Origin of the sequence: Thiothrix eikelboomii (assembly GCF_900167255.1) — a bacterium.
Classification (GTDB): Bacteria; Pseudomonadota; Gammaproteobacteria; order Thiotrichales; family Thiotrichaceae; genus Thiolinea; species Thiolinea eikelboomii.
In genome coordinates this window covers 1-23876 of record NZ_FUYB01000025.1, presented here as the reverse complement: position 1 = coordinate 23876, position 23876 = coordinate 1, and the positions used below count along the sequence as shown (strand labels likewise).

The following is a 23876-nucleotide window of genomic DNA, read 5'->3' as shown; positions in this document are numbered from 1 at the left end:
CTTGAGGATAGATTATGAAATCTCATGTACGAGTAGCCGTCATTGGTGGTGGTGTCGTCGGTGCTAGTGTGCTCTATCACCTGACGAAATTAGGTTGGACCGAGGTAGTCTTAATTGAACGCTCAGAACTCACCTCTGGTTCGACTTGGCATGCAGCCGGCGGGTTTCATACGCTCAATGCTGATACCAATATGGCGGCACTGCAAGGCTATACCATCAAGCTGTATCGTGAATTAGAGCAAATTTCGGGGCAAGCCTGTGGCCTGCATCATGTCGGTGGGATTACTTTAGCCACCACACCAGAACGGATGGATTATCTCAAAGCGGAACGTGCCAAACATCAATACATGGGCTTACAGACTGAAATCATTGGCCCTGATGAAATCCGCAAACTCTCGCCAATTACCCATACCGATGGCGTAATCGGTGGCTTATATGATCCTTTAGATGGCCACCTCGACCCTTATGGCACCACCCATGCTTATGCAATCGCCGCCAAAAAACAAGGGGCAGAGGTCTATCTACATACCCATGTTAGTGCTCTAAATCCACGCTCTGATGGTAGTTGGGAGATCATTACCAATAAAGGTTCTATTATCGCCGAACATGTCGTGAATGCGGCAGGATTGTGGGCGCGTGAAGTTGGGCGGATGGTAGGGATTGAATTGCCCCTGCATCCGATGGAGCATCAATATTTAGTCACTGACGATATTCCTGAAGTTTATAATCACGCTTCAGAATTGCCGCATGTGATGGATCCAGCAGGTGAAAGCTATCTACGTCAAGAAGGGCGTGGCTTAGTGATTGGCTTTTATGAACAGCGTTGTGATCCTTGGGCTGTCGGTGAAACCTCATGGGATTTCGGCCATGAGCTCTTGCCTAATCAATTAGACCGAATCAGTGAATCCCTAGAGTTTGCTTGCCAGCGCTATCCGGTATTGGCTAGGGCGGGGATTAAAACCATTATCAATGGCCCTTTCACGTTTGCCCCCGATGGCAATCCATTAGTCGGCCCTGTGGGTGGCTTACGTAATTTCTGGTCAGCCTGCGCGGTAATGGCGGGCTTTAGCCAAGGCGGTGGAGTGGGTTTAACCCTTGCCGAGTGGATGATCGAAGGTGAACCGACTCGTGATGTCTTCGCGATGGATGTAGCACGCTTTGGCCGATTTGCGACCCGTGCTTATACACGCAGAAAAGTCACTGAAAACTATCAGAAACGTTTCTCGATTTCCTTTCCGAATGAAGAACGCCCTGCAGGTCGCCCCTTGCATACCACACCCATGTATCCTATTTGGCAAGAACAAGGTGCGGTATTTGGACAAGGCTATGGTCTAGAGCATGTGAACTATTTTGCGCGTGAAGGCGAGCCACGCTATGAAACGCCAACCTTCATGCGTTCCAATGCTTTTGACACGGTAGGCGAAGAATGTCGCAATGTGCGTCATAATGTTGGTATTAATGAGATTCACAATTTCAGTAAATTTCTAGTCACGGGTGCAAAAGCACGAGACTGGCTGGATGGCATGATGGCAGGCAAGCTTCCAGAGATCGGACGTTTGAGTTTATCGCCGCTACTGAGTCCGAAAGGGCGGATTATTGGTGATTTCACGATTAGCTGCTTAGGTGACAACCATTTTCAACTGACGGCCTCTTATGGAGCACAGGCCTATCATCAACGTTGGTTTGAGCAGCATTTACCCGAGTCTGGCGTTGAACTGAGCAATATTTCCCTCCAACGCCTTGGTTTCCAAATTGCCGGACCGAATGCACGCACCCTTTTAAGCAAGATCACAAATATTGATCTGAGCACAGCAGCCCTCCCCTTCATGGGCGTGCGTCAAGGTGAAGTTGGTCTATGTGATGCTATCGTCCAGCGCGTGAGTTATACGGGTGATCAAGGCTATGAAATTTATGTGGATAATAGTCAGCAGCTCGCTTTATACGCGGCACTCTCCGAAGCAGGCCAAGCGTTCAACCTCAAGCCTTTCGGGATGCGGGCGATGATGAGCCTGCGCCTAGAGAAAAGTTTTGGTTCATGGCTGCGTGAATTTAAGCCCGACTATACACCACTAGAAACCGGCTTGAGTCGCTTTGTAGCCTATAACAAACCAGTTGATTTTATTGGTAAAGCGGCGGTTTTGGCAGAGAAAGCACACGGCGTTAAACGCAAACTCACTACCTTGATTGTCGATACCAACGATGCGGATGTGCACGGTGATGAGCCGATTTGGCATCAGGGTAAAATCGTCGGTTCAGTGACTTCGGGTGGTTATGCACATTGGGCACAGCAATCAGTCGCGATTGGCTTTTTGCCGCCCGAATTGATTCAAGCAGGGACTGAAGTGGAGATTGAATTGCTCGGTAACCAGCGCCCAGCCAAGGTGATTACAGAAGCTTTATTTGACCCACAACTTATTTATTTGCGAGCCTAAATGGCTAAAAGTATCACGCTGATTTCTTGTTTAGGAGAAAATACCTATCCGATTTGTGAGCTGCTCGCGGCTTATTTAAGCGAGCAGACCGGGATTCAGGTACAGTTTGATCGCACTACACCTTGGTTAGCCGCGAGCCAGCAACTCGCAATGGGTGAGATCCAAATGGGTTGGATCTGTGGCCTACTCTATACCCTGCAACAAGACCAACAGCCCCGCTATCAAGTGTTAGCTAAGCCGATTTTTGCCGGACACGAGCAGCCTCTGTATTATTCTTATTTAGTGGTGCGGCGAACTAGTGCCATGCAGTCAATCGCTGATTTACAAGGTAAGCGTTTGGTGATTAATGATCCAGACTCTTACTCAGGTAAGCATGCTTTATGGGCGCATTGGGCAAAACTAGCAAGGCCACCTGTATTTGCAACGGTACTCGAAAGTGGCTCACATTCTAATTCTATGCGTATGCTTGCCAACGGTGAGGCCGATGTCGCGGCGATTGATTGCACAGTATTTGATTATTGGCTGCAGTCAGACAAGCCAGACATGCAAGCGGTACTCAAGCAGCTGGTATCTATCGCACCGATTAATCCTGCGCCTACTCCACCCTTGGTCATGCACCAATCGGTTGATACAGTAACGACTCAAGCTATACGCCACGCTTTATTAGCCTTGAATCAATCCAAGGGGCTGGCAAACTTTAAGTCAGCAGGTTTGAATAATTTAGTCACTGCCCATGATCAGGATTATGAGTTTATGCGCCAGAGTTATCAGTTGAGTAGGGAGTTTCGGCAGCATTAAACGATTGATTCTCGGGTTTCAGTGACTGGGTGAACTTAAGGCAGTTTGGTGAAATGGGGGGCTTTATTCGAACAAACCAAAAACAGTGGCTTTAGCTTTACAACGGATGGACGACATCTTCTTTCGGCTTCCATGCATAGCGTTTAAATAGCTCGAAATAACTTGCTAAGCAATAATTGCCATTTTCCTCCAGAATAGCCTCACGTTCTTGCAGATACTTAGCGCGCAGCTTATACCAAGGGAGCGCTGGATATTTATGATGCACGGCATGTAAATTGTTCTGCAGAAATAAATAGCTTAATACCCCATTGGATTCCACCACCACCGTTCGTTGCTCAGGGATAGCCACCGCTTGATGCTCGGCAAAAATCCGAATCGCCGTTAAAGAATAAGAAAAATAACAGGCAACTACATACCAGCCTAAGGGAAACTGCCAATACACCAACCAAGCTACCACGACTAATAACCAAGGCAAATAACTCAGCCAAGCATGAATCGTGTATTTATCCCCTGCTTTAAGCTTTTTAAACTCAGCCCATAAAAAGCTAGTAATACCTAAAGCAGGGCCAAGCAAGAACCGGCCTAATAAAGTATTGTTGATTCTGCGTAACTGCTGTAAGTAAATAGGCATAGCCGCCCACTGTGCAGCGGTCACATAAGCTGACTCAGGGTCTTGGCTTGGATCACTAATATGCTCCAACACATGATGCTGCCGATGTGTATCTCGATAAATAATAAAGGGTAAATACAAAACTAAGGGCGGCGAAGCTAAGTATTCATTGACTGACTGCCACGGCAAAGGGTGATAATGAATCACCTCATGCTGCAAAGAACCCTGAAAACTCAGTAATACCGTTAAAAGTGGTATGACCAGCCAAAGCGGTAGTAACGCATGCAAGCTAGTCAACAGCCCCCAGCTAAGGTAAGTGCCCAACAATAAACTTAAGGTCAGATATTCTATTTTTTTAAATGCTGTTTGCACAATGCCAACCCCTAAATCTTTTTTATAGATTCTAAAGCTCAGCTATTTGCTTGCCTATGCAACACTATGGCAGATTTGTTATTCATGAATAACTAAACTAAAATAAGTTTACTTTAGTAAACATTTGTTGCTAATACCTAGCATTAAGTCACTCTAAAGCGCCCCTCCAGTTGCCATCCAGCAGATCACTTATGCCTTTACACAAACGCGAAACGGGTGAAATTTTTCAAAAGCGCTTGCAGCAACTGCTTCAACGTTCTGGAATGAATAAAGCACAGTTTGCCGAATCCATCGGTGTGAACCGCTCAGCCTTAGCCCAATTGCTATCTGAGCAGCTATTACGTCTGCCACGTGCAGAAACCCTCTCACGGATTGCCCAAGCGCATAAAGTTAGCATTGATTGGTTATTGGGCTTATCTCAAGATGAGCACTTGCTCTCTGAACTGTCGTCGGTCATGGAAATCGAGCAAGTCGCCAATGGTCAGCATACCAAACTAGGGCAATGGCATCGGGATGCGATGGGTTACAAAATCCGCTATGTACCGTCTAACCTTCCCGATTCACTGATGATTGAAGAGGTGATTGATTACGAGCGCCAATACACTCAGATACCGATAGAAATTCGCAAACTCGAAACCAATTCCCAACTCGCTTATAACCGAATCACTGAATCAGAGATGGAAGTATGCCTGCCCTTGCAACGCCTGAAACTGCTCGCACAAGGGGTCGGTATTTGGGAGGAGTTGCCTAAGGCTTTACGCCGCCAACAGTTAGAGCATATTCAAAAACTCGTGGATGACCTTTATCCAAGTTATCGTTTATTTTTATACGATGGGCGTAAGATCTTCTCCGCACCCCTGACCGTATTTGGCTCACAACGGGCTGTTATTTATGTCGGTGATATGTATGTGGTGATCAATTCTTTAGAAGAAATTCGAGCCTTAACCCGCCACTTTGAGCGGTTAATTCGGAATGCTGCTGTCAATCCACATGAGAGTGCCGCATTTATTCAGGCACTCTTAGCAAAATATGGATAAAGGCTAGAACCCGTTAAAGTGCTTTAACTTGTTCTTTTAAATAGTTAGCAAACTCTTTAGAAATATTCGGATGACGTAAGCCATATTCGACATTAGCCATCATATAACCTAATTTAGAACCACAGTCGTGACTTTTACCTTTTAAATGGAAGGCATTGACTTGGTATTCACGCATCAATAAGGCGATGGTGTCCGTCAACTGAATTTCATCACCCGCGCCTAATGGAGTACGCTTGAGCCAATCCCAAATATGTGGGGATAAAACATAACGCCCGACAACCGCCAAATTAGAAGGAGCGCTATCTACATCCGGTTTTTCAACAATGGCACTCATCGCCACTGATGAACCCGGCTCTAAAGTATGGCCATTAATATCCACCACACCATAAGAAGAAACCCGCTCCATCGGCACAGGTTCGACCATAATCTGGCTGATGCCGGTTTCATCATACAGACGTAACATCTCGGCTAAATTATCTGTTTTTAAATTACTGGCCGCATCATCAATCAAAACATCCGGTAACAATACGGCCACCGGAGCATGCCCCACAACCGGATGTGCACACATAATCGCATGCCCTAAGCCCTTGGCTTCACCTTGGCGTACATGCATGATCGTCACTGTTTTTGGGCAGATAGAGCGCACTTCGTCTAAGAGTTGACGCTTAACCCGCTTTTCTAGCATGGTTTCTAATTCAAAACTGGTATCGAAATGATTTTCGATCGAGTTTTTACTATTGTGCGTGACGAGAACAATTTCGCGAATACCCGCCTCAACACATTCATTCACAATGTATTGAATCAGCGGCTTATCCACAACGGGCAGCATTTCTTTAGGAATAGCCTTAGTCGCTGGTAGCATCCGCGTCCCTAGGCCAGCGACGGGAATAACCGCTTTACGAATTTTATGTTTGCTCTGCTCCAGCATAGTAGATCCCTCAAATCTTTAGATGTTTACGTTATTGATTAGTGAGTCAGTGACCATCAAGGGTACTGAAATTTATTTATCGACAAATAGCAACGGCATCCGCTTGGCAGAGTTCCATTAAATGGCTAGGGCATAGCTCAATTTCTAAGCCACGCCGCCCTGCACTGACAAAAATAGTCTCAAATTCAAGCGCTGATTCATCTAATACGGTGGGTAAACGTCGTTTTTGCCCTAAAGGGCTAATACCACCGACTAAATAACCTGTTATCCGCTCAGCCTGCTTAGGATCAGCCATTTCAGCTTTTTTTGCACCCATAGCTTTGGCTAAGGCTTTGACATCGAGTTGTTGAGTAACCGGTACGATCCCGACCGCCATTTTTTTCCCATCACCCTCTAAAACCACGACCAGTGTTTTAAACACACGCTCAGGTTCTACTTGCAAAGCTTCTGCTGCCTCTAGCCCATAGACACGAATTGTAGGGTCGTGTCGGTACTCATGCGTCTGAAAAGGTAGACCCGCTTTGCGTACCATTAAAATGGCAGGTGTCATGGAAAAATTAGATTAAATGTCTCATCGTGCTTCTTATTATGCTGCATTTGCACAAGAAATACTGAATTATCGAGATGAATGACCACTGAGTTAAATTACCTGGATTATGGCAACATAATCCAGGTCAACGACTTAGGGTCGATATGTAGAGAGAGATTAGATCTTAGCGAAAAAAGTGTAAGCTGCGGTTTACACTTTAAAGTTTTTTCACAATTTTCCTCTGTCCATATCAAATAATTCAGCATATTGCTTTAAGGCATAGCGATCCGTCATCCCAGCAATATAATCCGCAATTGCTCTAGCGCGGCCTAGTTCACCCTCTTGCGCTGCGTATTGCTTAACGAAAGTTTGATATTTCGGTGGCAATAAACGCGGGTCGTGGAAATAAGCTTGGAATAATTCACGTATCACCCGCCGTGCTCGCCATGACATACGATACACTATCGGATGAAAATAGAGATTTTCTCGTAGGAAACGCTTTAGCTCGTTTTTTGCAGACCACATCGGTGCGCTGTATTGAATTAAAGGCTTGGGCTGTTGACGCACTTCGTCTACGCTACTCACTCCGGCTGCCTCAATTAAGGCTTGACTGGTTTCGATCAGATCGACCACCATCGTACTGATTAAGCGCCGCAAGGTTTCACGCACTAAGCTGCGCCCTTCTAACTGCGGATATTGACTCAGCACTAATTGATATTCTTTTGCAAACACCGGAACTTGCTGCATTTGCTCTAAGCTAATTAAGCCAGAACGTAAGCCATCTTCAATATCGTGATTATTATACGCAATTTCATCCGCTAAATTAGTGAGTTGTGCCTCTAAAGACGCTTGGGTTTTATTTAAAAACCGCTCGCCAACCGCGCCTAATTGCTGGGCATGTTTGAGCGCACAATGCTTTAAAATCCCCTCCCGGGTTTCAAATGTGAGGTTTAAACCCGCAAACTCGGCATAGCTATCCTCTAACCAATCCACCACGCGCAATGATTGTAAATTATGCTCAAAGCCGCCATACGCTTGCATGCAGGCATTAAGCTCATCTTGGCCTGCATGTCCAAACGGGGTATGACCTAAATCATGTGCGAGGGCAATGGCCTCGGTCAGATCCTCATTTAAACCCATACTCCGAGCAACGGTACGTGCAATTTGTGCAACTTCAATAGAGTGGGTTAAGCGAGTTCGGTACAAATCACCTTCATGATTGACGAATACCTGTGTTTTATATTCAAGACGCCGAAAAGCCTTGGAATGAATCACACGGTCACGATCACGCTGAAACTCTGAGCGATATTGGGGTGCCGCCTCCGGGAAACGTCGCCCCCGAGTCGCTTCAGCTTGAGCAGCATAAGCAGCACTCATCCTCACCTCCTAACTCACCCGATCACGATGCAGGACTCGGTTGAGAGCTGCTGGATCAAAATCAGCGGTCACGATCGACTCACCCAAAGATTTCATTAAAACCAAACGTAAACTGCCATCTAAGACTTTTTTATCCACGGACATAAAGCGCATAAAATCATCACCTGTCATCGTAGTCGGTGGCTCAGTCGGTAAACCTGCACGCTCTAATAAATGCCGAATAACGTGCAGCTCCGCCTGAGTCAACCAACCCATCTGCACGGATAATTCTGCTGCCATCACCATACCCGTTGCGACCGCTTCACCATGCAACCATTGCCCATATCCCATTGCAGCCTCAATCGCATGTCCAAAAGTATGGCCGAGATTCAATAAAGCACGTTGCCCGGATTCACGCTCATCAGCCGCCACGATCTCAGCTTTATGTCGGCACGAACGCTCAATCGCATAGCTTAACGCTTCAGGATCACGCGCTAATAAAGCCTCCATCTCGGTATCAAGCCAAGTAAGGAACTCAGGGTCACGAATCAGTCCATACTTAATCACCTCAGCCAGCCCAGCACTGAGCTCACGATCTGCCAAGGTATTTAAAGTATCCGTATCAATGATCACGGCTTGGGGCTGGTGAAAAGCACCGATCATATTTTTCCCAAGTGGGTGATTGACTCCAGTTTTACCCCCGACTGAAGAATCGACCATCGCCAATAAAGTGGTCGGTACTTGAATAAAGTTAATACCTCGTTGATAGCTTGCAGCAGCGAACCCCGTCATATCACCGACCACTCCACCGCCTAAGGCAAGCAGCGTGGTTTTTCGATCCGCTTGATGCTCCAATAAATGGGTATAGATTTGGTCGAGTGTCGCTAGATTTTTATAAGCCTCACCATCGGGCAAAATAACCGCTGAGTGCTTATAAGCTGCTAAAGCCGTGGTTACTGCTGCTAAATATAAAGGTGCAATCGTTGTATTTGTGACGGCAATCGCGCTTTTACCCTGTAAATGCTCGGTTAATAACTCAGGCCTTTGTAACAAACCCTGGCCAATATAAATAGGATAACTGCGATCACCGAGATCAAGATTGAGCGTTTGCATAGGGTAAATCCTGTAACTGATTTAATTTTTGCGCAATCAGATTGACAATATGAGCCACTTTTTGTTTACCTGTCGGCACGATTAAATCAGCCACCTCTAGATAATGTGCTTCACGTGCTTGTAATAAACTACGTAAAGTTTGCAAAGGATTATCGGTTTGCATCAGGGGGCGATTTTTATCGTGATGAATACGATTATATAGCTGCTCAGCAGAAGCACGTAGATAGACCACCCGACCCGAGCGAGTCAGCGCTGCCCGATTAGCCTCCCGCAAAATACTACCACCACCAGTGGCTAATACAACGCCACGCAATTGGCTTAGCTCAGCAATCACCTGCTCCTCGCGATCCCGAAAGCCTTGCTCTCCTTCCATTTCGAAAATCGTCGGAATTGGCACGCCTGTCCGAGCCTCAATAGTCTTATCAGAATCATAAAATTCTAGATTAAACCGTCGTGCTAATTGCCGACCAATGGTCGATTTGCCTGCCCCCATGAGGCCAACTAAGATGATGTTGTCTTGCATGGTGGAGTTATGCCAGCAGTCAGCAAGGGAATCAAGCCAAATTATGCAGCTTGATCCCTAAACTAGTGATTTTACTTCGATTTACTATCCACAATCTTCGGTGTAACAAAGATCAACAGCTCCCGCTTCGTATCACTACGATTGGTATTGCGGAATACTTGACCTACCATCGGTAAATCGCCGAGCACAGGTACTTTGGTCGAACTCTTAATCCGATTTTCCTCATGCACACCACCTAAGACAACGGTTTGACCATTTTCTACCAAAACTTTGGTTTGAATTTCACGAGTATCAATGCTTGGCACATTATTATAGACCGCCCCGACGGTATCTTGATTGACCTTCAGGTCCATCGAAATATGCTCATCCGGCGTAATCTGTGGCGTCACTTCCAAACTCAGCACCGCCTTCTTAAACGAAGTACTGGTATTCCCTGCTGAACTCGCTTCTTGATAAGGAATTTCCACCCCTTGCTCAATCACGGCTTTCGTTTGGTTAGAAGTAATCACCCGTGGGGTCGCAATGATTTCACCTTTACTCTCGGCTTGCAAAGCGGATAACTCTAAGTCTAATAAAAAGTCAGAGGTTAGAATCGAGAAACCAAACTTACCCGCTGCACCAGCGGTAGGTAGATTCACACTCAAACGATCCGTGAGACCCGGCAATTTTACCTGACTGGTGCTACCCGTAGACGTACTCGTCAGAGAATTATAGTAACCATCCGTTCCCGAACCTAAACCAGCTCCGGCAATACCGTTTGAGCCACTATTCGACCAATGCGGTGTCACCCCAAAGCGTGCACCTAATTGCTTACCAAAAGAATCATTGGCAATCACAATTCTTGACTCGATCACCACCTGCTGCACAGGCACATCTAAGATCTTGATCAGATCCCGAATCTCTGCCACTTGGGTCGCCGTATCTTGAATCAAGAGTGTATTAGTCCGATCATCAAACGAGACGCTACCCCGGGCTGATAATAAGGAATGGCTCGTCTCTTCATCAGCGACTGATTTCTTTTTAATCAGAGTCGATAAATCCGCAGCTTTAGCAAAATTCACTGGGATATATTCTGTGACTAAAGGTTCAAGCTCGACTTTGCGTTTAGCAATTTCAATTTCTTGAGCATCTTTAGCATCCAACTCCGCATTGGGTGCTACCCAAATAACATTGCCATTCTCACGCATGCCAAGGTTTTTTGACTCCAGAACAATATCTAAAGCTTGATCCCATGGGACATCCTTCAGGCGCACCGTGATATTGCCATCAACACTATCACTGACCACAATATTTTTATTGGTGAAATCGGCTAATAACTGTAAGACGGCGCGGACCTCAATATCTTGGAAGTTTAAGGATAATTTCTCACCGCTAAAAGTCTTCTTCTTTTTCTCACCGAGTACTTCTTTTTTCGGTGCTTTAATCTTATCAAGATAAACCGTGTAGACATTTTTATCGCGCTCCGTGCGATAAGTGAAATCTTCACTGGCCATAATACTGACACGGCCATTCATACCCCGCTGAGAGATTTGGATATTCGACACAGGAGTCGCAAAATCAACCACATCTAAGCGTTTTTGCCAATTCATTGGCACATCAACATCTTCTAAGATTAGATTTAAGGTATTAGCCGCTTTATCATCGGTGACTTTGGTCTCACCATCGGGCAAGGTAATAATCACACGCCCACCGCCATCTGGCTCACGCCGAAAATCCACGGAACGTAAACCATAAATCGACTTGGCTTCCGAGAGCGCACTGACAATCGGGGGCTTAGGTATAGGTGCCACTCTTGGCTGAACCACCGCAGGCGGGGCAATAGGCCGATACACCAAAGGTTGGCTCGCCTTAGCGGGCTTAGGTGGAGGTGGTGGCAACTCCTCAAGCTTGACTGGCGGCACCATTTGACTCAGTGTTTGTGCAGCCGGATTTACCGCTTGAGGGTGAACAACGGCTGGCTCTGTACCCGGTTTATGATACCAATTATAAGACTCATCGGCTTTAAGCTGGCTGGCTGGAGCTACGGTTTGAGCTGAACTAACCCGTTCAGTTGCTGCAGGTTTATGCGCAGAGCCGCCCGAAAACAAGAGCACCATATCATTGCCACTGCTTTCAACGGTGTAATCGACAAGAGCATCTAACTTAAAAACTAACCGTGTCTGCCCTTTCGAGCCAGCCGCCTGTACTGCATTTAAAACACCACGCTTAGTATTATTATGGCGTGCCGTTGGAGCAACCTCGACCCCGGGAAAGTCAAAAACAATCCGGGGTGGGTTCTCCATGACAAACCCTTTAGGAATAGCCACTGGAGATGAAAAGTTGAGAAGCACTTCAACTTTGCCTGCAGCTGCCTCGTTAATGCTAATATTCTCCAACTGATTATTAGCCGCTGCAGCGACAGCTGCCCACGATAAGCAGGATAACAATGCAACATTACGCGCAGTGGTTTGCTTTATTATTTTCATTATAGCTAACCTTAATCAATAAAATTATTAGGGCTGATTTATAGTAGAAATAGCCAGTTCATTATCATGCTCTTTATAGCCGCCAAAACCATTATCTATAATTTCAGATAGAGTCAGCCCTACGTCTTTAATATTGGTAATTTTCCCATGATTTTTACCGATATAATTTCCAGATTTAACGCGATGCACTGCACCATCAGGAATTCTAATCAGAGCCCATAATTCTTTTTCTTTAAATACTGTCCCCACCATCCGCAAACTATCTAAAGGAAAACTCTCCAAAAACTCAGGCATTCGATTTTTATCAATCAAGACTGACTCTGGAATTTCTGCCACCGCTTTTGCTTCTAAGACCGAATTATCAAAGGGGTCAGAATCATGCCCCGGATAGATAAAGCGTACATAAGGCTTGATCGCTGGTATTGGCTCAATAGGTACAGGTGGACGCGCTTTGACCTCATCCATATAAATTTGGAGATCCGACATATTATCTGCACAACCTGTTAGCATTAGGATACTCACAAGTATCGGCACATTTAAAACAGGTAAATTTATTAAAGTATTCTTATTCATAATAAGTCTCCGCAGGCTCAAAATACTGATCATCTATTTGGAGTAGCGGCTGAAGCTGCTGCTTTATCTATCGAAGCTGTTTTTAAATCACTATCTTCTAAATAGCGATACGTTTTAATTAAAGCTTCCATGCGTAAGCGCTGAGAACCTTCTTGCTCAACTGAGTTATTCGATTTATGTTGTTGTGTACTTCTAGCTACCTCAGGTAGCAAATGAATATTATGAATCGTAACAATGCGTGGTAAACCAGAAATATCACTCACAAAAGTAGCGAGCTGCTGATAAGTACCCAAAGCAATGAGCTTAATCGGCTTCTCTGCATAGAACTCTTTCAAGACTTCAGCTAAAGGTTCGAATAATTCAATTTCTAAACCATTAGAGACACCTTTCTCAGAAATATCTAAGATCAAAGCAGGAATTTCTGTACCACTAGGCAGTTGCTGCATTAAAGTACCAAATGAATGCTGCATTTCCGCCAATTGCTTTTCATAAGCGGCTAATTGACTGGCACGCTTTTGCTTAGTTTCAAAGGTAGTCCGTAATTCAAGCTCTTTACGCTCCAGCCCATCTAACTCTTCAATACTATTAGTAATAATGAGTTTATAGCCCAAAAATAAAATCACGCTCATCAACGCAGTAATCACCACAGCTTTTAATGGCCAAGGCACACTACCCGGATCGTCAGCAAGATTATTAACCTCCTGCAGATTCATTTTTTTCCTCCTTGCCCTGTTCTAATAGTTGTTGGACATCGAGTTTAAAATCACGCAACGGAGTGGGTCGACCGTCTTGGCGCGCCACAGAAATAATATTTAGATTCGAAGAGTTCAACCATTGCGAACGGTCAAGACTATCCATATAAGTGGATACCCGTGCATTCGACTCAGCCTTACCTTCGATATGTACGATAGTATCACTCTGTTTTAAGGCCTCTAGATACATCCCCTGCGGTAAGGCTGTCGCCATTTCATCGAATAAATGGACGATTGCCGGGCGAGTGCTTTGCAAGGTTTCAATAATTTGCATGCGATCCAAAAGAGCCTGTTTGGTCGAGTCTAATTTTTTGATTTGCTCAATTTGTTTATCTAAATTGCTAATTTCATCAGTTAGCATTTGATTGCGTGATTCTTGATAGCTCACGGCAGCACGCATATAAGTATGCGCTGCAAATACTATCAAGCCCGCTAAAGCGACTGAACTAGCCAATAAGGCAAAGAATTGTTTCTTTTTAAGTTCGCGCTCTTTATCACGCCAAGGTAATAGATTTAAACCCGCCATTAGTCTAAGCCTCGCAAGGACAAGCCTGCTGCAATTAACAGGGCTTGCATATCGTTAGTGAAACGTACAGGGCTGACTTTAGAACCCAGCCCGACTTGCGTAAACGGATTGACCACCTTAACGGGTGTACCAATCACTGATTGAATTTGCTCATCAATACCCGGAATACGCGCACATCCACCTGAGATCAGAATTTGACTGACACTCTCACGTTGGCTAGATGCATAATAAAATTGTAAGAAACGGTGCAATTGCCGCACCATATTGTCTTTAAACGGATCAAGCACTTCAGAAATATAATTTTCTGGCAAATTACCTTCTTTCTTCGCCAGTCCCGCTTCCTGCCAAGCCAAACCATAGCGGTGCATAATTTGTTCTGTGAGTTGACGACCACCAAACGATTGTTCACGAGAAAAGGTTAAGCGCCCTTGCTCAAACACCGTAATGCTGGTCATAGTTGCGCCGAAATCCACCACGGCTACTGAATCATATTGATCCAGCTCTTTGGTTAATGTGCGCAGGACTTTCTCTAAAGCATGGGTTTCCGTATCCACAATATCAACGGTTAAACCCGCCATTTCCGCTGCTGCAACCCGTACCTCCACATTTTCAGAGCGAGTGCCTGCTAACAAAATATCAATCATGTCAGGGTTCGTCATGGAAGGGCCAAGGATTTCAAAATCATAACTCACCTCTTCCATTGCATACGGAATATGCTGATCAGCCTCCAAAGCAATCTGTGCCTCTAACTCTGCCGTAGGAATAGAAGCGGATAAGGTGATAATTTTATTAATCGCCATTGAAGTCGGAATCGCCAAGGCACAATGCTTTAAGCGGGTACGGCTTTCACGGAGCGCACGCCGAATGGCTTCTCCAATCGGTTCCGGCTCGATAATATCCTTTTCGTTGGATACCCCATCCGGTAAAGGAGCAACGGCATAACTTTCGATTCGATATTCACGGCCTTTTTTAGACATTTCCACTAGCTTGATAGCCGAGGAACTAATATCAATACCGAGCAAATTGGGTTTACGGCTATAAAATGAAAACACGGCAACTCACATTTAAATTTATTTTTATTATTCAAGTTTCATAGCATGGTAGCGTTGTATCTAAAAATAGTCTACCCTGACTACTTTGATAGCGCCTCGGTTTCAGATGAACGGGGAAGACGAAATGCACCCTAACCAAGCTGCCAACAGCACTTTATAAACTGCATTCTTCGTCTCAGTCTTGATGTGTTTACCGTCAGACCACCGCTTAAGTACTAGAACAATAGATTCAGGTTAATACGGGCATTATGCGTTTTTTCATCCATTTAATTACCTTCTTACTGAGCTCGTTGCTGAGCCTTAGTACAGTCGGCTTAGCTATCTTGGCAGGCTTGTATTTTATCTACTCTCCCCAGCTGCCTAACAGTGAAGATTTGCGCAAGATTGATATTCAAGTACCTTTGCGTATTTATTCGCGTGACGAGCGATTAATTGCTGAATATGGTGAGAAACGCAGTCGCCCAGTGAATTTTAATGCCATCCCCGAGCGCCTGCGCCAAGCCTTTATCGCTATCGAAGATGCGCGCTATTACGAACACCAAGGTATCGACCCGAAGGGGGTTGCGCGGGCGCTGTATAATGTCATTGCAACGGGCCGCAAGTCGCAAGGGGCGAGCACTATTACCATGCAATTAGCACGTAATGCCTTTTTGGATAATGACAAAACTTTAGCTCGTAAATTTAAGGAAACCCTATTAGCCATTCGTTTGGAGCAAACTTTATCCAAAGATGAAATTTTAGAGTTATATTTAAATAAAATCTTCTTAGGTAATCGTGCTTATGGCATAGCAGCGGCAGCGGAAACTTATTATGGTAAGCAACTCGATGATCTGAGTTTAGCTGAAATGGCAATGATCGCGGGTCTACCCAAAGCCCCCTCGCGCTACAATCCCATTGTGAATGAACCCCGTGCAATGACACGGCGCAACTATATTTTGCAGCGAATGGCTGAACAAGGCTTTATTACGCTAGCCGATTATAAAATCGCCGTGAAACAACCGAATACGGCCTCAGTCCATAAACCGGATATTGAAACCTATGCCCCGTATCTAGCCGAAATGGTCAGAGCAGCGATTGTGGAAAAATATCAAGATAAAGCCTATACCCAAGGCTATGATGTTTACACCACGCTTGACTCAGAAATGCAAACCTATGCCACCGATGCCTTACGTACCACCTTAGAAAATTATGATCGGCGGCACGGTTATCGGGGAGCTGAAGATCATATTAACCTCGAAGACTACAGCAGTCAGGATGAGCTACTGGATAAACTGTCTAACTATCAACAAGTCGGCGATTTACAAGCAGGGCTGGTACTAAAAAGCACCAAAACGGAAGCTTCCGTACTCTTAATGAATGAAACCGTCATCAGCCTAAGTCTTGCCGATGTGAAATGGGCTAATAAATTCATCACTGCCAATCGACGGGGTAGCACGCCCAAACGGGTCTCAGATGTGATAGTCGCGGGTGATATTATTCGGGTGCGTCCACTCAAATCGACGAATAAAACCGAACTTGCCCCCACAAATGGCTGGCAGTTCACCCAAATTCCAACGGTCGGTGGTGCTTTAGTATTAATGGATCCGCATAATGGAGCGATCCGTGCGGTCATGGGAGGGTATGATTTCTACTACAGCAAATTCAATCGAGCCACTCAAGCGATGCGCCAGCCCGGTTCTAGTTTTAAACCGATTATTTATTCTGCCGCCCTCTCCCGTGGCTTCGCCCCTACGAGTATCGTCAATGACGCTCCCATCAGTATTCCGGGCAGTAATTGGCAGCCTAAGAATTTTGGCGGCTCTTATATTGGCCCCACGACCTTAAGTGAGGCCCTAGCAAAATCACGTAATCTTGTGTCGATTCGTTTACTTAGAGATACGGGCATTCCCTATACGATTAATTACGCGACGCGCTTTGGGTTTTCACGTGAACATTTACCGCCGAATTTAACACTCGCTTTAGGAACAGGCTTAACCACGCCAGTGCAAATGGCTACAACTTATGCAGCCTTTGCCAATGGTGGCTTTAAAGTAGATGCGCATTTTATTAATCGGATTCAAGACAGTAATGGCCAAGTTTTATTTGATGCCACCACCGAAACACGTCAAGTCTGTGGTGATGACATTAAATTATGCCCGATCCGCAAACCGAAACCGACTCAATCCGAGCTGGCTGCAGCGACTCAAATCGCAGACAGCCTTGACCCTACTAAAACAGATAATAAAGAAACGGATAATAAAGATAAAAAAACCAGTGCTGATGCTAAACTAGCCGCGCTTGAAAACAAAGACTATGACACTGAGCCGGGCAAAATCGCCCCTGCTGCAGTGCGTATTATTGATTCACGGACTCAGCACCAGATTGTCACCATGATGCAAGGTGTGACTCAATTTGGTACAGCGGCAGCCGTGAATAAAACGCTCCATCGGAGTGATATTGCAGGCAAAACGGGTACCACCAATGAGCAACGTGACTCTTGGTTTTGCGGTTTTACTCCCGATTATGTCGCCGTTGCTTGGTCTGGCTTTGATGATATGGCAGAGCTGGGCGAAGGTGAAACTTCCGGCAAAGTCGCCGTACCCATGTGGATAGGCTTAATGCAACAAGTACTTAAAAATGCTCCTGAGAAAAAATTCAAAAAGCTGGATAAGCTCCAAATGGTGAAAATTGATGCTAAAACAGGTCTACTCGCGGATGATACCAGTGCTGAAGTGATTGAAGAAAAGTTGGTCGCTCAACCTGAAGCCGCTAAGCCTGCACGAGCCAAAACAGAAAACTTCGAATTTACGAGTGCGGCGACCGAATCCACCCCTCCAACTGCAACCCATCAACCGACTCAACGCCCTGCTCCGGTGCGCAAACGTGAAGCGGTAGAAATCCCAGAACAAATTTTTTAAATGTATCTTGAAAAGAATCTCCGCCAGCTGATTGCTGATGAAACCGCTCGCTTAATTTATGAAGAAGGTTATCGTGATTATCGACTGGCTAAACAAAAAGCCTCACAGCGTTTTGGTGCTGATCATCAAGCGAAGAATCAACCCAGTAATGAAGAAATTGAACAAGCCCTACATGAATATGTACAGCTGATCGACCCTAAAGAACATCAAGCCACTTTACGTTTGCATCGAGAAATTGCATTAGAAGCGATGGAGTTTTTAGAGCCTTTCCAGCCTTTTTTGACAGGTGCAGCCCTTGAGGGAACTTCTAGCCCAGTATCCGCCATTACCTTACATTTATCGGCGAATCGCGCTGAAGATGTGATGTTTTATTTAGAAGAAAAACAACTGCCCTTTCAAATTCATGATCGTAAAATGAAAGCAGGCAAAAAGCAGGATTACTTCCCACTTTTGCGCTTATATGTGGACAATGTAGAAGTCGAATTAATGATTTTCCCCGATGATGGACACGGCAGTCTGTCTGCCTTAAACAGTATGACAGGTAAAGGAATTAAGCGAGCTGATTATAAGCGCTTACAAGAAATCCTCGCAGCGATGCCGCCACCTTAAGCCGCTTTGCCTGCTTTACCCAACTCATGCACGGTATCAACTAACACCTTAACATGCTCGGGATTAATATGCTGATGAATGCCATGCCCCAGATTAAACACATGCCCCGTTGGATGCGGGAAATCATGGATAATCTTCACCACTTGTTGCCGAATCGCTGCAGGGTGTGCATATAAAACGCAAGGATCCATATTCCCCTGTAAGGCTACTTGTTGGCCGACTCGTTGAGCTGCTTCGCCAATATTAATCGTCCAATCCAAACCTAAAGCATCACAACCTGTCGCCGCCATCGACTCTAACCATTGTGCGCCCCCTTTGGTGAAGAGAATAACAGGCACTCGACGGCCTTCGGCTTCCCGCTGCAAACCGTCCACGATCTGCTGCATATAAGCGAGGGAAAACTCACGATAAGTACTCGGAGTTAAAGTCCCCCCCCAAGTATCAAAAATCATTACCGCTTGTGCACCCGCTGCAATTTGTGCATTCAGGTAACGAGTCACACTTTTAGCTAGTTTTTCTAATAGCAAATGCAAAGTTTTAGGATCGCCATACAGCAGACCCTTAACTTTCGCGAAGTCTTTGCTAGACGAACCTTCCACCATATAAGTCGCCAAAGTCCACGGACTACCTGAAAAACCGATCAAAGGTACACGGCCTTGCAAATCACGCCGAATCGTGCGCACTGCATCCATCACATAGCGTAATTCATCTTCTGGATCAGGAATGGGCAGAGCATTGATAGCTTGACGATCTTGTACTGGACGCTCAAAGCGTGGGCCTTCGCCTTCCGAGAAATAAAGACCTAAACCCATTGCATCAGGAATCGTCAAAATATCTGAAAAGAGAATTGCAGCATCGAGATCAAAGCGCTCTAACGGTTGCAGAGTCACCTCACAAGCCAACTCTGGATTTTTGCATAAATCCATAAAGCTACCTGCCCGCTTACGGCTAGCACGATACTCCGGCAAGTAGCGACCTGCTTGACGCATAATCCAAATGGGAGTGGTATCCACGGGTTGCTTGAGTAACGCACGCAAAAAACGATCATTTTTGAGTGGAACAGCGGTACTCATAGTGACACTCCTAACACAAACAGACGAAATAGATGCAGGCGAGAAACAACCAGCGGTAGATGACTAAATCAACCGCCTAAGCTCGTTTTGATGAGGCTACTGACTTTGCCCATGTCAGCCCGCCCTTGGGCTTTAGGTTTTACCCAAGCCATGACTTTACCCATGTCTTTCACTGAAGCAGCACCTGTGGCAGCCACTGCTTCAGCCACTAAAGCGGTAATTTCAGCATCGCTAAGTGCTTGTGGCAAGTACTCTTGAATCACATTGATTTCAAACTGCTCTTGCTCAGCTAACTCTAAGCGACCTGCTTCAGTATATTGGCGAATAGATTCGCGACGCTGCTTAACCATTTTATCTAGCACGGCCAGCACGGCTAAATCATCTTGCTCTTGGCGCGTATCAACCTCTTGTTGCTTGATCGCGGCTAAAACCAAGCGAACAACCCCCAAACGTGCTTTATCTTGGGCACGCAAGGCTTGCTTCATCGCTTCAGTCAGTTGCTCTTTTAAAGTCATCGCAAATCGCCAAAGGGGTAAGCAGTGATTAGAAGAGTCTAACGCGACGGTTTAAATCACGAGAGATACGTTTCAGATTACGTTTAACTGCAGCTGCACGCTCACGCTTACGGATAGCAGTGGGTTTTTCATAGAATTCACGGGCGCGAACTTCAGCCACTACCCCTGCTTTTTCACAAGTACGCTTAAAGCGGCGAACGGCAATCTCAAATGGCTCAGAATCTCTTACTCTTACACTTGGCATGGACAATCAATCTCAAAATTTAAAGTATACAAATGAACCCCATCCTAGGATGGTATTTTCAGTAAATGCGCGATTATACCGGCCTAAGCGGTAAATGCAAAAACTACTGGCGTATTTTCGCTGATTTTTTAGTTTTTTTCGATAAACTGACCATACAGAATCAGTGAATGCCCTGTGATTTCAAAGCCATGTTCGCGTGCAATATCTTTTTGGCGTTGCTCAATCACTTCGTCGCAAAACTCAACCACACGTCCGGTACGTATACAGACCATATGATCATGATGCTCTTCGGAGGATAACTCGAACACCGCTTGCCCACTTTCAAAATGATGGCGAGTGACTAACCCCGCTGCCTCAAACTGAGTTAAGACTCGGTATACGGTCGCAAGGCCAATATCATCACCATTGTTTAATAAAGTTTTGTAAATATCTTCAGCACTCAGGTGATGATCTGCTGAATTTTCCAACAATTCGAGAATTTTTACTCGAGGCTGAGTGATTTTTAGACCCGCTCGTTTAATATCTTTTCCTTCCACTCTGCACTCTCCACGCTGAATGATCTATCATGACACTCGCTTTTCTATAGTATAAGACAACACTACCATGAAAAAACGTCTGATCACACTGACTATTCTCGCGCTACTCCTCTCCGGTTGTAGCTTATATCGCATGAATATTCAGCAAGGTAATTTAATTACACAAGAAGAACTGTCCCAACTGCGCCCGGGCATGAGCCAAGCTCAAGTCCAAGATATTTTAGGGACTCCTCTGCTCACTGACGATTTCCGACAAAATCGCTGGGATTATGTATTTTATCTAAAAGAAGGCAATAAAGAAGCAAAGCGTAGTGGCATTACTGTCTTTTTTAATCAAGCAGGGCAAGTGACTGATATTAAGAAAGACCTAGCTGCTGGTTAAAGCATAGCGCCTCACCCAAACACTCCCCTTTTTTTGACAAGAAGGGGAGTAAAATTCGCCTAAGCCTCTTCGCTACTACCTTTTTTCATGCGCTTACCTTCAGCGGCCCGCTGCTTACGTACCTCTTTAGGATCAGCCAGTAGGGGGCGGTAAATCTCAATGCGATCACGCGCTTTTAAGGAGGTATCCAAGCTGGCTAGTTTACCGAAAATACCTACACTCGCCGTGTCTAAAACTAGCTCGGGATAGTGGGTTAAGATACCACTGGCCACAATCCCCTCTCGAATACTAGCCCCTTCCGCGACGGCTAATTTAAATAAGCGTTGTTCATAGGGCAGCGGATACACCACCTCAATCGGGATTAACCTTGAATCAGCCATAGACTTGCTTCGCCCGCGTCACAAAAGAATCGACCAATGTATTAGCGACCTGATTGAAAATCGGGCCAATCGCTAAACTCACCAGCTTATTAGAAAACTCAAAGTCCAAATCCAAAGCAACCTTACACGCTCCCGGCTTAAGTTCATCGAAACGCCAAAAACCATGCAAATGCTTAAACGGACCATCCACTAAGCTCATTTCTATCAACTTATTTTTCTGCATGCGATTTAAGGTTGTAAAGCTTTTATTGAGTGCACCCTTGGCAATTTCAATCGAGGCTTTGACCTCATCTGCATCACGATCTAGCTCAACCGAGCTACGACACCAAGGTAGAAACTGGGGGTAATCACGAATCGCATCCACCAGCACGAACATTTGTTCGGCCGAATACGGGACTAAAGCGCTTCGACTAATATGCGCCATGCAATCTTCCTTTCAATAGGGCTTAAGACTCACGCTAGCAAACGTTCATATTCGTGGGAGAACGCGCTATCATCTGACAGTTCCGCTACTATTGTAATTCAAATGACTAAGCAAAAGAAAAAATCTGCTCCGGGTGATAAAACCATCGCGCTGAATAAAACAGCACGTTTTGAGTATTACATTGAAGATACCTATGAGGCTGGCCTAGTACTGCAAGGCTGGGAAGTCAAAAGCATTCGTGATGGGCGCATTCAACTGAAAGAGAGCTTTATCCAGTTTAATAAAGGTGAAGCCTTCTTGTTCAATGCGCTAATCACGCCGATGCTGTCTGCTTCAACCCATATCATCCCTGAGTCTAAGCGTACTCGTAAATTGCTGTTGCATGCCCATCAAATCAGCCGCTTGCTGATTGATGTTGATCGCAAGGGCTATACCGTTGTGCCTACCGCCATGTATTGGAAAAATAATCGCGTCAAGCTCGAGATTGGCCTTGGTAAAGGCAAACAACTGCATGATAAACGCGCCACTGAAAAAGATCGTGATTGGAATCGAGAAAAAGCTCGGGTCATGAAGAAATAAGCACATGACTCAGCCACTTGATCAAATTTGTATTGTCATGATCCAAACCTCGCATCCGGGAAATATTGGCTCGGCGGCTCGTGCCATGAAAACAATGGGGATTCATGATTTGCGCTTAGTGAATCCAACCCGCTTTCACTCCCCTGAAACCAAAGCCTTAGCTTCAGGTGCTGATGATATTTTGGAGCAGGCACGTTTATGCAGCTCCTTGCAAGCAGCCCTCGCCGATTGTCATTATGTGATTGGCACCAGCGCCCGCTCGGAGCGTAGCTTGCCTTGGCCACAGATGGATGCACGTGAATGCGGGCAATGGGTCGCCGAACATCTACCACAACAAAAAATTGCCTTGGTATTTGGACGCGAGCGTACAGGTCTTACCAATGAAGAATTAGAACATTGCCAAGCTTTAGTACATATCCCGATGGCTTTTGACTTCTTTTCCTTAAATATTGCCGCCGCTATTCAGATTATTTGCTATGAATGCATGATGGCGACCCGCCAAATCCAAGCCTCCAAGCCGCCAGAAGTAACTAGCGCGAAGGGGTTGGAAGAACCCGCAACCACAGCGGCGATGGAAAGCTTCTTCATACATTTAGAGCAGGCCTTAGTTGAAGTGGAATATTTAGACCCAGACAACCCACGCTTACTCATGCGGCGCTTACGCCGTTTATTTGGCCGAATTAACCCGACTCAAAGTGAAGTAAACATCCTACGCGGCATACTTTCTGCCTTTCAGGGTAGGAAATTTATCCGTCGATCATCCGCCGATCAAATTAATGTAAGAAACACTTGATTCGTTCAAAAAGCTTGCATAGAATACGCAACTTCAACGCCGGTATAGCTCAGCTGGTAGAGCAACTGACTTGTAATCAGTAGGTCCTCAGTTCGATTCCGAGTGCCGGCACCAATTCAAAAGCCTTGTAAATGAATAGTTTACAGGGCTTTTTGCTTTCTGGGATTTTACCAAGAATCGGTGATTTTCCGTTTATCTATACCCTCATCTATACCTTTTGTGCTCCGTAGGGCATTTAGAAAGTACATAAAATAAATTTGCACACCATCCACAGCACACCCCACCACTCATGCCACTGCACCATTTGGATGAAGCAACCATTTGGGCATAAGAAGGGTTTAATAGTAGCTATTCGCTATAATTCTAAAAAAATCACAA

Annotated in this window: 25 protein-coding genes and 1 tRNA gene; 9 read left to right on the top strand and 17 right to left on the bottom strand. The window is 45.4% G+C overall.

The genetic code is table 11. From position 1 onward, the window contains the following. The first annotated feature begins 14 nt into the window (after nt 1-14). Together B5D50_RS17870 and B5D50_RS17865 are read left to right on the top strand one after the other, a co-directional pair. Nucleotides 15-2432, top strand: a complete 2418-nt coding sequence (locus B5D50_RS17870) for a GcvT family protein (protein WP_078924032.1) — start codon at nt 15-17, stop codon at nt 2430-2432. Next, entirely contained in the window at nt 2433-3230 is a 798-nt protein-coding gene (locus B5D50_RS17865; protein ID WP_078924031.1) for a phosphate/phosphite/phosphonate ABC transporter substrate-binding protein, read from the top strand. 97 nt (nt 3231-3327) lie between these two features. Here B5D50_RS17865 and B5D50_RS17860 read toward each other — a convergent pair whose 3' ends face one another. Then, complete coding sequence (locus tag B5D50_RS17860) at nt 3328-4212, bottom strand: fatty acid desaturase (RefSeq protein WP_159448674.1); 885 nt, start codon at nt 4210-4212, stop codon at nt 3328-3330. 191 nt (nt 4213-4403) lie between these two features. Between B5D50_RS17860 and B5D50_RS17855 the strand changes: the two genes are divergently transcribed. Continuing rightward, nucleotides 4404-5249: a helix-turn-helix domain-containing protein gene (locus tag B5D50_RS17855; protein ID WP_078924029.1), complete on the top strand. Its 846-nt coding sequence runs from the start codon at nt 4404-4406 to the stop codon at nt 5247-5249. 13 nt (nt 5250-5262) lie between these two features. On the opposite strand, the gene galU is transcribed toward B5D50_RS17855, so the two are convergent. The 10 genes from galU to pilM form a co-directional block, all read right to left on the bottom strand. Next, nucleotides 5263-6177: a UTP--glucose-1-phosphate uridylyltransferase GalU gene (galU, locus tag B5D50_RS17850; protein WP_078924028.1), complete on the bottom strand. Its 915-nt coding sequence runs from the start codon at nt 6175-6177 to the stop codon at nt 5263-5265. A gap of 76 nt (nt 6178-6253) precedes the next feature. Continuing rightward, on the bottom strand, nt 6254-6727 hold the full coding sequence (ybaK, locus tag B5D50_RS17845) for a Cys-tRNA(Pro) deacylase (protein ID WP_078924027.1): 474 nt from the start codon (nt 6725-6727) through the stop codon (nt 6254-6256). 207 nt (nt 6728-6934) lie between these two features. Beyond that, a complete protein-coding gene (locus B5D50_RS17840; protein WP_078924026.1) occupies nt 6935-8083 on the bottom strand; it encodes a deoxyguanosinetriphosphate triphosphohydrolase in 1149 nt (382 codons plus the stop codon). 9 nt (nt 8084-8092) lie between these two features. Continuing rightward, nucleotides 8093-9175 (bottom strand): 3-dehydroquinate synthase, encoded by a 1083-nt coding sequence (aroB, locus tag B5D50_RS17835; RefSeq protein ID WP_078924025.1) that lies wholly within the window; start codon nt 9173-9175, stop codon nt 8093-8095. After that, nucleotides 9156-9698, bottom strand: coding sequence for a shikimate kinase (locus B5D50_RS17830; protein ID WP_078924024.1), 543 nt, complete (start codon nt 9696-9698; stop codon nt 9156-9158). Before B5D50_RS17830 ends, aroB begins: the two co-directional genes overlap by 20 nt. Nucleotides 9699-9769: 71 nt before the next feature. Next, complete coding sequence (gene pilQ, locus B5D50_RS17825) at nt 9770-12163, bottom strand: type IV pilus secretin PilQ (RefSeq protein WP_078924023.1); 2394 nt, start codon at nt 12161-12163, stop codon at nt 9770-9772. Between the two features lie 27 nt (nt 12164-12190). Continuing rightward, nucleotides 12191-12736 carry a pilus assembly protein PilP gene (locus B5D50_RS17820; protein ID WP_078924058.1) on the bottom strand — a complete coding sequence of 182 codons (546 nt, stop codon included), beginning with the start codon at nt 12734-12736 and terminating at the stop codon, nt 12191-12193. A 29-nt stretch (nt 12737-12765) separates the two neighbouring features. Next, nucleotides 12766-13449, bottom strand: coding sequence for a type IV pilus inner membrane component PilO (locus B5D50_RS17815; RefSeq protein WP_078924022.1), 684 nt, complete (start codon nt 13447-13449; stop codon nt 12766-12768). Beyond that, nucleotides 13430-14014 (bottom strand): PilN domain-containing protein, encoded by a 585-nt coding sequence (locus B5D50_RS17810; protein WP_078924021.1) that lies wholly within the window; start codon nt 14012-14014, stop codon nt 13430-13432. Before B5D50_RS17810 ends, B5D50_RS17815 begins: the two co-directional genes overlap by 20 nt. Continuing rightward, nucleotides 14014-15066 carry a type IV pilus assembly protein PilM gene (gene pilM / locus B5D50_RS17805; protein WP_078924020.1) on the bottom strand — a complete coding sequence of 351 codons (1053 nt, stop codon included), beginning with the start codon at nt 15064-15066 and terminating at the stop codon, nt 14014-14016. The genes B5D50_RS17810 and pilM overlap by 1 nt, the downstream gene beginning before the upstream one ends. 248 nt (nt 15067-15314) lie before the next feature. Between pilM and B5D50_RS17800 the strand changes: the two genes are divergently transcribed. Then, a complete protein-coding gene (locus B5D50_RS17800; protein WP_078924019.1) occupies nt 15315-17963 on the top strand; it encodes a penicillin-binding protein 1A in 2649 nt (882 codons plus the stop codon). Next, nucleotides 17964-18572, top strand: a complete 609-nt coding sequence (locus B5D50_RS17795; RefSeq protein ID WP_078924018.1) for a hypothetical protein — start codon at nt 17964-17966, stop codon at nt 18570-18572. Here B5D50_RS17795 and hemE read toward each other — a convergent pair. The 4 genes from hemE to fur all read right to left on the bottom strand — a co-directional run bounded on the left by hemE (nt 18569) and on the right by fur (nt 20940). Then, complete coding sequence (gene hemE, locus B5D50_RS17790; protein ID WP_078924017.1) at nt 18569-19645, bottom strand: uroporphyrinogen decarboxylase; 1077 nt, start codon at nt 19643-19645, stop codon at nt 18569-18571. The genes B5D50_RS17795 and hemE overlap by 4 nt on opposite strands. Nucleotides 19646-19713: 68 nt before the next feature. Next, nucleotides 19714-20160, bottom strand: a complete 447-nt coding sequence (locus B5D50_RS17785) for a GatB/YqeY domain-containing protein (RefSeq protein WP_078924016.1) — start codon at nt 20158-20160, stop codon at nt 19714-19716. Between the two features lie 28 nt (nt 20161-20188). Continuing rightward, on the bottom strand, nt 20189-20404 hold the full coding sequence (gene rpsU / locus B5D50_RS17780; RefSeq protein WP_078924014.1) for a 30S ribosomal protein S21: 216 nt from the start codon (nt 20402-20404) through the stop codon (nt 20189-20191). A gap of 128 nt (nt 20405-20532) precedes the next feature. Next, the gene (gene fur, locus B5D50_RS17775; protein WP_078924012.1) at nt 20533-20940 is read right to left on the bottom strand and encodes a ferric iron uptake transcriptional regulator; all 408 of its coding nucleotides are present in this window, start codon (nt 20938-20940) and stop codon (nt 20533-20535) included. Between the two features lie 67 nt (nt 20941-21007). Between fur and B5D50_RS17770 the strand changes: the two genes are divergently transcribed. Next, nucleotides 21008-21322: an outer membrane protein assembly factor BamE gene (locus tag B5D50_RS17770; protein WP_078924010.1), complete on the top strand. Its 315-nt coding sequence runs from the start codon at nt 21008-21010 to the stop codon at nt 21320-21322. A 59-nt stretch (nt 21323-21381) separates the two neighbouring features. Here the strand turns inward: B5D50_RS17770 and B5D50_RS17765 are convergent, their stop codons facing one another. Continuing rightward, nucleotides 21382-21702, bottom strand: a complete 321-nt coding sequence (locus tag B5D50_RS17765) for an RnfH family protein (RefSeq protein ID WP_078924008.1) — start codon at nt 21700-21702, stop codon at nt 21382-21384. Further along, nucleotides 21695-22126 carry a type II toxin-antitoxin system RatA family toxin gene (locus tag B5D50_RS17760; RefSeq protein WP_078924006.1) on the bottom strand — a complete coding sequence of 144 codons (432 nt, stop codon included), beginning with the start codon at nt 22124-22126 and terminating at the stop codon, nt 21695-21697. Before B5D50_RS17760 ends, B5D50_RS17765 begins: the two co-directional genes overlap by 8 nt. Before the next feature lie 102 nt (nt 22127-22228). On the opposite strand from B5D50_RS17760, the gene smpB reads away from it, so the two are divergent. The 3 genes from smpB (at nt 22229) to B5D50_RS17745 (ending at nt 23612) form a co-directional block, all read left to right on the top strand. Beyond that, nucleotides 22229-22705 carry an SsrA-binding protein SmpB gene (gene smpB, locus B5D50_RS17755; protein ID WP_078924005.1) on the top strand — a complete coding sequence of 159 codons (477 nt, stop codon included), beginning with the start codon at nt 22229-22231 and terminating at the stop codon, nt 22703-22705. A 4-nt stretch (nt 22706-22709) separates the two neighbouring features. Next, on the top strand, nt 22710-23498 hold the full coding sequence (locus B5D50_RS17750) for an RNA methyltransferase (protein ID WP_078924004.1): 789 nt from the start codon (nt 22710-22712) through the stop codon (nt 23496-23498). Between the two features lie 38 nt (nt 23499-23536). Next, a tRNA-Thr gene (locus B5D50_RS17745) sits at nt 23537-23612 on the top strand. The last annotated feature ends 264 nt before the right edge of the window (nt 23613-23876 follow it).